Origin of the sequence: Microvirga sp. Mcv34, from assembly GCF_024519725.1 — a bacterium.
Classification (GTDB): Bacteria; Pseudomonadota; Alphaproteobacteria; order Rhizobiales; family Beijerinckiaceae; genus Microvirga.
The window spans coordinates 1-10,076 of the sequence record NZ_JALJRK010000114.1 but is presented as its reverse complement, the minus strand read 5'-3'; the positions used below and the strand labels follow the sequence as shown (position 1 = coordinate 10,076).

Below are 10,076 nucleotides of genomic sequence, written 5' to 3'. Positions count from 1 at the left end.
TTGCTCGGGATTCCCGACGACGAGGAGAGCCTGATCCGGCACTACACCCTGTCTCCGCAGGATCGTCTGCAAGCCGAAGTCCGGCGCCGCCCTCACAATCAGCTCGGCTATGCGGTCCAGCTCTGCATCATGCGCTATCCGGGCCGGGTCTTGGGGATGGACGAAGACCCGCCTGCTGCCGTGGTCGCCTACGTGGCCGAGCAGTTGGGGATCGCCCCGGACGTTTTTGCATCCTACGCGCGTCGCATTCCGACCCGCTTTGAGCACAGCCACCGTCTGGCGAAGTACCTGGGCGTCCGGACCGCGACGCGGGACGATCGTCGAGCAGCCCTTCTGGCAGCCGCCGAGGCCGCCAGCGCGACCGAAAGCGGTCTGCCGATCATGACCGCGGTCGTGAGCGAGTTGCGCCGACGCGGCGCTCTTCTCTTACCCGATGCTGCTCTTGAGAAGATTGGCCTTGCCGGGCGCGCCATTGCCCGACAACGGGCAGAAGCGGCTCTTCTGGAGGGGCTCTCGGCGGACCAGATCGAGCAGCTCGAAGCTCTCCTCCTGGTCGATCCGGCCGTCCAGCAGACCCGGCTTGCGTGGCTGCGATCGGTTCCAGATGCGCCAAGCGCCGACAATCTGATTGGCCTCATGGACCGTCTGACATTTGTCCGCACTTTGGCGATCGATCCCCAGCGACAGGCCCGGATCCATCCAGAGCGCTGGACCCAGATCGTGCGGGAAGGCGATGTGACACCCGCGTGGTTGGTTGCCGACTTCGGCGCTCGCAGGAGACGAGCCACCCTTGTGGCTCAAACGATCACGCTCGAACAGACGCTGACGGATGCCGCGGTCACGATGTTCAACAAGCTGATCGGCCGGCTCTTCGCGCGAGCCAATACTCGGCGCAGGAAGCGGTATATTGAGGCTCAACAAGATACGACGAAGGTGCTGCGCCTGTTCCGGGACACCCTGCGAGCTCTCGTTACCGCCAGTGAAACGGGCCGCAATGCCATCGATGTTCTCGATGATGAAGTCGGCTGGCACCGCCTGTTGCAGGCCCAACCGGAAGTCGAAGCCATGGTGCGGGATGCTGATCCCGATCCGCTTCGTCTGGCAGGAGAGCGCTACAGCACCATACGCAAGTACACGGCACGGTTCCTGGAGATCTTTACTTTCTGCTCGTCACGCAAACATGACTCGTTGTTGGCCGCGATCGGTACACTCAAGACCTTGCAGGTCGCGAACCGGCGCACCCTGCCCGAGCGCGTGCCGGTAGGCCATCTCAGTGCCCGTAGCCGTAAACTCATCTTTGGAGACGGTGGGCCAGATCGCCGCCTGTACGAGATTGCAACATTGGCCGCCTTACGGGATCGGTTGCGCTCCGGCGACATCTGGGTTGAGGGCAGTCGCGCCTTCCGGCCCATGGACGAACAGCTGATGCCGAAACCCGCCTTCACCGCCCTGAAAGCATCGGACGATCTCGGGCTCGGTGTGCCACAGGACGCCATCAGCTATCTGAGCGAGGCGCGACAGACGGTCGACTTCAACCTGAAGCGGCTTGCCTACCGCGCCCGCAACGGCAAGCTCGAGGGCGTCCGGCTTGAGGCCGGACAGCTCGTCGTTACTCCTTTGCCCGGCGACGTGCCGGCTGCGGCCGAGGAGTTGAAGTGGGAACTGGCCGACATGTACCCGCTGATCGAGGTACCGGATCTCCTGATGGAAGTTCATAACTGGACCGGGTTTGCCGATCGCTTCACGCACATTCGTACCCAGGAGCCGCCGCGCAGCATCCCGGCGATGCTGGCCGGGGTTCTGGCGGATGCGACCAATCTCGGCGCCAAGCGCATGGCAGCAGCCTCGAAAGGAGTGAGCCCGCAGGAGATTACCTGGAAGCGGATCTTTCATACCCGACCTGAGACGTACAAGCTGGCGCAGGCCTGCATCACCGACCGGCACGCTCAGCACCCACATGCCCTGCTCTGGGGCGACGGATCCACGGCCTCATCGGACGGGCAGTTCTTCCAGGCCAGTGATCGTGCCGGGAAGCGTGGTGACATCAACCTGCATTACGGTAGCGAACCCGGTTCGAAGTTCTACAGCCACTTATCCGACCAGTACGGCTACTTCAGCATCCTGCCGATCAGCGCCACTGAGAGTGAGGCTCCGTATGTGCTGGATGGCCTGTTCGACCATGAGACGGAACTCGACATCCAGGAGCACTTCACGGACACGGGAGGCGCGAGTGTTATGTGGACAAGTCAAGCGCGTCCTGCGGGTGCATTTCTCGGCATCTGATGGATCCATCCCTTTGTTCGATCGAACGGACCATCCCTTCGTCCCGACCTGCCTTCCCCGATGCGCCGAGGCCGGGCGGCGGTCAAGGATGGCCGCAGGCCACCGCGGAGCGGCGCAGCAGCGTCCTTGAGGGCCGCCCGGCCGTCGGTGCCACGCTGGCTGCAGGCCGAGACGCTTCGCATCGTCGTGCATGGCAGCGTTCATCCACCGGGCGGGTTCTCCCCCATGTCGGCCAGCAGCCGCTCGATGCGTGCAGCGACGGCACAGTGCCGCTCCACCTCGCGCGGCCAGTCGCGCGACCGGGCATCATCGGCGAGCCTCAACTCGACGTCGTGTCGCTCGCGAAGCCGAGAGGCGTATGCGGGAGTCGTCACGAACCGCGGGCATGCCAGGTACAGGTCGCACTCACATGGTCCCTCCTCGGGCAGGCGCAGGCAGTGCCCAAGCTCGAGTTCGGTCTTCAGGAAGTTGGCTTTCAACCAGTCGATCGCGCCTGCCGACAGCGTGCCGGAGCGCACCGCCTCAGCGCCGGGACCGGCAATCAGGGCTCCCGGACCAAGCACCGCCTGGTAATCACGCAGCACCTCGGGGTCGGAGATCCGGGCGTAGACCATCGACATCCCCGGGCTCTGGTGCCCGAGCACGCTCATGATCGTGTCGAGCCTGGCGCCGCGTTCTGCGAGCTGGGTGCCGAGCGTGTGTCGGAAGCGATGCGCGCTGATCGTGCCGTGGCCCGACGCGTCCACGAGACCGGCGTTGCGGCAGGCCTGCTGAAGCGCCGTCTCGAAGAGATAGTACGCCGATATCAGTTTGCCCCGGACGACGAAGAGGTGGCGGACCCGACCGCCGGTCAGTTCGTCGGTGAACCAGCGGTCCGGAGTGTCTGCTCGCAACGCCATGACGCCCCGCAGCGCCTCGGCCGCCTCGTCGTGGAGCGGAACCGTGCGTTCCTTGTAGGTTTTGCCCGCCGGCAGACGCAGCCGATGCGTGCCGTCGGGGTAGCAGTCCAGGCAGTCGAAGGAGAGGCGGCGGACCTCGCCACGCCGTGCGCCCGACCAGCGCAACGTCAGCAGCGCCGCGCGCTGATACGGGCACGGCAGCGCCCGGATCGCCGCCATGATCCGGTCGAGCTCCGCTTGCGGGATGAAGCGGGGCACGCGGTCGACGACGCGGGGTTTGTCCCGGGAGTCGATGAGCAACTGCCCCGGCCCTTCCCAGCCGAGCACAACGAGATCGCGGAAGAACAGCGCGACATCCGACGTCCGGCCGCACCGCGTGTGCGTGGCGAGCCGGCGGCCCGTCGTCGGTTGGATGTCCTCGGCCATCGCTGCCAGGAAACCGAGGACATGATCACGGGTCACCTGCGCGAAGCTGCGCACCTCAGGTGCTGCGGTCGCGAGATACTCGAGGAGCCGCCGCAGGGAGATTTCTCGGTGGTAGAGCGTGTTGGGCCGCAGCACCGGCCTTGAGATGTCCAGCCAACGGTCGACGAGCGCGCGCATCTCGGGCTGGACCGGCGGGCGGACCGCCCAAGGCGGCATCGTCTTCGCCGGCTGCCGCTCGGTCTGGCCGCGGTGGTAGAGGATGACGGCAAGCTGGCCGCCATGCGTGATCCAGCTCTTGGCCCGTCCGCGTCGGTAGGCCTCGGCCGAGTCGAAGAAGAGCTCGATGCTACGATGCTCCGCGAAGTCGCGGATGGCCGCGAGCAGCCGGTCGACGTGCTCGGCGCGCAGCCGATCGGGATCGCGGACGCCCTCATGCATGGCGATCCGGGCGACCGACCACGAGATCGCCTGTCTGATCGCAGCGCGATTGTAGCCCAGCGCCACTCCCTCTTCGATGAGCCGCGGAATGCCGAGATCCATGTCCAGCTGGGCGGCCACGACGAGCGGCCGAGTGTTGCCGACAGCGAGCAGCCACGGATAGTCGAGGCGAAGCCGGTCGGTGAGGGCGAGGAAATAGAGATAGGGGCGGGCCTGGTAGGACAGACGGAAGCTTGCCGCCCCCCGGCGCTCGCCACCGAGACGGCCGACCCGCTCGGGCAGCGGTCGGGCAAGCCAGGAATGGAGGTCGGGCCAGCACCTTCGGAAGCGCCGGTACACCTGGAGCTGCGCGTGCTTGTACTCGGCGCAGATCGGCTGGCGGGCGACGTGGTCGGCGAACTCGGTCTCGTCGCAGTGGTCGGCGAGGACGGGCGCCGGCGGCGGGTTGCCGACGGCGAGCGCCGCCGCCGAGATCGAGCCTGCGGCCCTCACGCGGCCGACCCGTCCATGCCGAGGGCGCGCCGGTACTCGGCGATCACCATCGGATCCGAGACACGCGTGTACACACGGGTGGACTCGGGTGACGCATGACCGAGCCGGCGCATGAGCGCAAGCTCGCGCATGCCTCCCTCCCACAGGCGCGTGGCATGGGTATGCCGGAGAGCATGGGGCGTCACGCGGGGCCCGCGCACACCAGCACGCTCACAGGCGCGCGCGAACAGCTTGGCGAGCGCGGCATAGGACAGCGGCTCGCCGCGGCGCCGGCCATGGCCGCCGACGAGGAAAAGGAAGGCACAGCCAGTGTCACGCGGGCGCTCGAGCGTCACGTAGTCGGCGACCGCGGCAAGAGTTGCCGGTTCGTGCAGGTCGACGACGCGCTCGCGGCGTCCCTTGGCGCGCACCCCGCGCGGATGGTCCTCGCGATGGCGAACGACGACGCGCCTGCGGCCGTAGGCGACATCCTCGAGCTTGAGGCCGAGCGCCTCGCCAGGCCGCAGGCCGCCGTCGAGCATGAGGCGGACGAGCGCGAGATCGCGTTGACAGCACAGCGCAGAAAGGATGGCCATGACCTCCTCGCCGGACAACGGCCGTGGCACTTGGCGCACCGTCCTTACGGCGAGCGTGCGCCGGATCGGCGCATTGCGCGCGATGCCCTCGAGGAAGGGGCGGTGCCGATCGACTGAACGCAGCACGGCGCGCGCCTCGACCTTGGCGATCGGATTGGGGCCTGCGTGAAAGCCCGCAAGCATGGCCCAGTCATAGAACGCAGAGATGGCGGCGAGCGCGCGGTTGACACTCGCCGGCGACAGCCGCCGTTCGGCGTCGATGCCGGAGCCTCTGGCCCGCTTGGCGTGGGAGGGTATGGTGCGCAGGTGGATGAGGAGCGCGATCGCACGAACTGGCGTCAGGGTCGTCCAGTCAAGTTCCGCGGTGGTGAGGAAGGTCCAGAGGTGACGCAGATCGTATGCGTAGGCGGCGATGGTGTGAGGCGAGCAGCCCCGCGAGGCCAGATAGACGAGATAATCCGTAACGGGCGCGACGGAAGTACCGACAGAATCCACGAGTTCGACCGGAACTGATGATCTGAGGCATCGCCGAACCGTGAACATCGCAGGCCTCCAGACCGGGGTCGGCCGCAGTGGGAGAATAGCACTTCGTGCTGCCTCTGTCCGCCGAGTGTCCACATAACGAGTGACCACGTGTTCGGCCTGTTCGCCTTAACGGGTCGCCGGTTTGCTCCGCGGTTGCGCAACCTCAAGGACCGCAAGCTTCATACATTCGAGACACCGGACGCTTATCCCGCACTGCGCGAGCACATTGGAGCGCCGATCAACACCAGCCTGATCATGGAGTACTGGGACGACCTGCTTCATCTGGCAGCCTCGATCCAGACGCGGACGGTCGCACCTTCGACAATCCTCAAGCGGTTGGCCGCCTCCCGCAATCCCAGCCAGCTCGCACGGGCATTGCGCGAACTCGGCCGCCTCGAGCGCACGCTGTTCATGTATGTTACTTGGAATCCGGCTGAGCTGGCCGGGTCGCGAGACTGGGGGCATCGATGCCGTCCAAGTCGATTGAGGAGCGCTTTCCCGCGCTGGCCGTGTGCCCGCCGGCGCTTGCCTGGCTTCGTATGCGCGCCGACTTTGGGCTGGCGCCGCGCACGGTCGACGCCTATGGCCGCGGCCTCGCCGAGTATCTCGCCTTCTGCAACGCGCAATCGGTCAGCGTCGTTGATGCCGGACGTGACCATGTCGCGCGCTTCGTGCGCGAGCTGACCGATCGGCCGTCGCGCCGCCCCGAGCTTCTTCCTTTCGCGCCTTCGCCGCCCCGGCTCGCCAACGCCACGATCCAGCAACGGCTGACGGCTGTGCGCCTGTTCTACGATTACCTCGTCGAAGAGGGCTTACGCGTCACGAGCCCGGTCGGCCGCGGCCGCTACACACCCGGCGCATGTTTAGGAACCGCTCGGCATGGTCTCGTGCCCCGCTACGTGCACCTGCCTTGGATCCCCAACGAGGACGGCTGGGCAGCGATCCTGGCGATTGCCGCCGCGGAGCCGATCCGCAATCGTACGATGCTCGCCTTTGCTTATGATGCAGGCCTCAGACGCGAGGAGCTCTGCGCACTGCGGACCGATGACATCGATCCTGCACGTCGCATGCTGCGCGTGCGCGCCGAGGCGACGAAGTCGCGCCGCGAGCGGATCGTGCCCTATTCGGCGCCTGCCGGCGAGCTCTTGCGCGCCTACCTCGCGCACCGCGCCGAGTTCAGTTCTGCCCGCGGTCCCTTGTTCCTGTCGGAGTCGCGCCGCAATCCGGCAGAGCCGATTACCCCCTGGACTTGGTCGAAGGTGGTGCGGCGCATCGCACTCGCCGCCGGCGAGCCCCGCTTCGGCACGCACACGCTGCGCCACCTCTGCCTCACCGACCTCGCTCGCGCCGGCTGGGAGGTCCACGCCATCGCCACCTTCGCCGGTCACCGCTCAACTGCGACGACGCTTCGCTACATCCACCTGTCGGGCCGCGACCTCGCCGCCAAGCTTGCCGCCGGCATGGCGCAGCTCCACGAGCGGCGCATCGCACTCTTGGCCGCAACGCCGATGGGCATGGCATGAGCGCGCGTCCGCCGCTCCTCGACGTCTCTGGCTTCGACCGCTCGCCCGCGTTGTCAGCGACCGAGCGCGAGGCGCTGGTGGCGCTCGGCTGGGATCTGCGCCGCGGGCGCAGTCACGATGCGGACAGAACCGAGTGGGCAGCGGTCGCGCGCCTCGTGGCGCCTCTCGACGCCGCTCGGCTGGCGATGCGCGACCTTCCCAATGCGCGATTCCATGTCCGCTCGGCACTCGACGCGGTCGGCTTGGTGCTGCATCGCTGCGCGGATCGGGGGACGACGTTCTGGACGTGGTCGGACGACGAGTGGGTCGAACTGATCGGCAAGAACCGTGGTGCATTCCAAGCTCCGTGGCCGGGTTGGCTCGACCCGTCCGTCCGGCCGTGCCTTGGCTCCTATGCCTACTTCCTGTGCGGCTTCGACGCCTTCCACCGCCTCGGACCCTTCAACCGCCTCGCGCTCATCTGGCGGGTGTTCGGGCGCGAGGCAGCTAACGGGGCGCTAGCCGAGGTGATCGGCACGCTGACGCGGCAGGGCTACCGCTCCGATGCGCACGACCTGCGCACGCGAACCGTCGTCTGCGAGCTCCTGTTGCGCAACCGCAGCCCGAGGCTCGAAGACCTGACCGATGAGGCGCTCGCCCGCCTTCGGACCGATGTCGGCTTTACGGCGTGGGCGGGTGGGGCCCTTTACGGCGTCCATCGAGCCCTTGCCGCACTCGGTTACGCCTCGCCCCCCGGGCTGCCGACGTGCGGGTGGCGCATGACTGTCGAGGGTGCGCCGGCGGCGTGGATGGAGGCCGTAGACCGCTGGTACGACACCTCAACGCTCACCCCGAAGGTGCGCCGCGAGTACCGCTCGATCCTGTCCAAGGTCGGGCGCTGGATGACGCAGGAGCAGCCCGGCGTCGAAGCGCCGGGCGACTGGACCCGTGCCACCTGCGCCGCCTACGTCGCGCGCGTCAACCGCATGTTGATCGGCGACTTCGCGCAGCGGCGCACGAGCATCGAGGCGCGCTCGGGCCAGTCGCTCGCGCCAACGAGCAAGGCGGCTTACATCTCGGTGGTCCGCGGCTTCTTCCGTGAATGCCACGAGCATGGCTGGTGCCCGCCGCACTTCGATCCATCCATTGCGCTGGTGACGCCGCGTGCGGTCAAGGCGTTGATCTTCCCCAAGCCGCGCGTTATCGCTGACGACGCTTGGGCAAAGCTCGTTTGGGCAGGGCTCAACCTGACAGCCGACGACCTCGCCGCGCGCCGCATCGTCGCCTATCCGCTCGAACTCGTCCGCGCACTCGCGCTCACCTGGTTGTTCATCGGCCAGCGCAGCGACGAGATCGTGCGCCTGCGCGTCGGCTGCATCCGCTGGCAGGCCGACAGCGCCGATCCGAGTGCCCCGCCCGTGTGCCTGCTCGACGTGCCGGTCCACAAGACCGGCCCCGCCTTCAGCAAGCCCGTTGATCCGCTCGTCGGCCGCGCGGTCGAGGCGTGGGAGGCGGCAAGGCCCACGCAGGCACCAATCTCCGATCGCAAGACTGGTGAGCCGATCAACATTCTCTTCGCCATCCGCGGCCGTGCAGTCGCCAACACCTACATCAACAAGTCCGTCATCCCGCTGCTCTGCGCCAAGGGCGGGGTGCCGGACAAGGACGTGCGCGGCCGCATCACCAGCCACCGGGCACGCGCCACCATCGCCAGCCAACTCTACAACGCGAAGGAGCCGATGACCTTGTTCGAGCTCCAGGCCTGGCTCGGTCACACCTCGCCCGAGACGACAAGACACTACACGGCGATTACGCCTAACACGCTGACCAAAGCTTATGGGGACGCCGGCTATTTCGCGCGCAATGTGCGCACGATCGAGGTGCTGATCGACCGCGAAGCGGTGCTGAGCGGCGCCGCCGCGGCCGGCGCGCCCTGGCAGCACTACGATCTTGGCCACGGCTGGTGCAGCTACAGCTTCTTCGAGCAGTGCCCGCACCGGATGGCCTGCGCCAAGTGCGACTTCTACATCCCCAAGCCGAGCGCAAAAGCGCATCTTCTCGAAGCGCGTGAAGGCATGGACCGCCGCCTCGCCGTCATCCCGCTCACCGATGACGAGCGCGCGGCAGTCGAGGGCGACCGGGAGGCGGTGGTGGCGCTCGTCGCCAAGCTCGCCGACACGCCGACACCGGCAGGACCGACCCCGCGCGACATCGCGGCGAGACCACGGCCACCGGAATGATGACGGCCTTTTGGCTGCCGGCGTAGCTCGCCGGAGCAGGCTCGCCCGCCCGCGCGCTCCTCACAAGCGCTGTAGCGGGCGGGCGAGCCTGCGGGTACGTCATTGCCCGATGCCGGGCTCCCGGCTGGCCGCGATCGGCGTGATCACTATCGGTACTTGGCTCGGCTACCCAGCCTTGACGCGCATATTCCACATAATGATCGAGTGGTATTCGGACCCTGCTCTGCGGAGGCGTTGTCAGGCTGGCTTGAACAAGGGCGAGGCAGCCCACAAGCTCAAACGCGCGGTGTTCTTCCACGAGCGTGGTGAGATCCGTGATCGCTCGTTCGAGAGCCAGGCCTTCCGTGCCTCGGGTCTGAACCTCGTAGTCAGTGCAATTATCCACTGGAACACGGTGTATCTCGGACGCGCCGTGGATCATCTCCGCCACCAGGGGCGGATTATTCGGCCTGAGGTGCTCAAACACGTCTCGCCTCTGAGCTGGGAGCATATCAATCTCACCGGCACCTATGCCTGGGGCGAGCAGCCCGTGCTCATCGACGGCTTTCGTCCCCTGCGCTTGCCGAAGACCTTGGCACGCGCTGCATGATCCGACGAGCGAAAACGGAGGTTCTTTGTTCGTTCTAGCTTAGCGTATAATCCGTAAGCGTGGCGTCATGGCCGCCTACCGAAGCGGCGATCAGGATGAGATAAGTG

General features: G+C 66.9%; 4 protein-coding genes and 3 pseudogenes. 5 read left to right on the top strand and 2 right to left on the bottom strand.

The genetic code is table 11. From position 1 onward, the window contains the following. Positions 1 to 2,232: pseudogene (locus tag OC446_RS27395) on the top strand (Tn3 family transposase); the annotation flags it as partial. Between the two features lie 251 nt (positions 2,233 to 2,483). Here the strand turns inward: OC446_RS27395 and OC446_RS27390 are convergent. Next, entirely contained in the window at positions 2,484 to 4,538 is a 2,055-nt protein-coding gene (locus OC446_RS27390; RefSeq protein WP_262032118.1) for a tyrosine-type recombinase/integrase, read from the bottom strand. After that, positions 4,535 to 5,656 (bottom strand): tyrosine-type recombinase/integrase, encoded by a 1,122-nt coding sequence (locus tag OC446_RS27385; RefSeq protein ID WP_262032117.1) that lies wholly within the window; start codon positions 5,654 to 5,656, stop codon positions 4,535 to 4,537. The genes OC446_RS27390 and OC446_RS27385 overlap by 4 nt, the downstream gene beginning before the upstream one ends. A gap of 81 nt (positions 5,657 to 5,737) precedes the next feature. Between OC446_RS27385 and OC446_RS27380 the strand changes: the two are divergent. From OC446_RS27380 to OC446_RS27365, 4 genes and pseudogenes are all read left to right on the top strand, one after another. Next, positions 5,738 to 6,064: pseudogene (locus OC446_RS27380) on the top strand (Tn3 family transposase); the annotation flags it as partial. A gap of 41 nt (positions 6,065 to 6,105) precedes the next feature. Further along, positions 6,106 to 7,161, top strand: a complete 1,056-nt coding sequence (locus OC446_RS27375; protein WP_262032116.1) for a tyrosine-type recombinase/integrase — start codon at positions 6,106 to 6,108, stop codon at positions 7,159 to 7,161. Then, positions 7,158 to 9,380: a tyrosine-type recombinase/integrase gene (locus OC446_RS27370; RefSeq protein WP_262032115.1), complete on the top strand. Its 2,223-nt coding sequence runs from the start codon at positions 7,158 to 7,160 to the stop codon at positions 9,378 to 9,380. The genes OC446_RS27375 and OC446_RS27370 overlap by 4 nt, the downstream gene beginning before the upstream one ends. A 196-nt stretch (positions 9,381 to 9,576) precedes the next feature. Next, a pseudogene (locus OC446_RS27365) lies at positions 9,577 to 9,969 on the top strand (Tn3 family transposase); the annotation flags it as partial. Positions 9,970 to 10,076 lie beyond the last annotated feature (107 nt).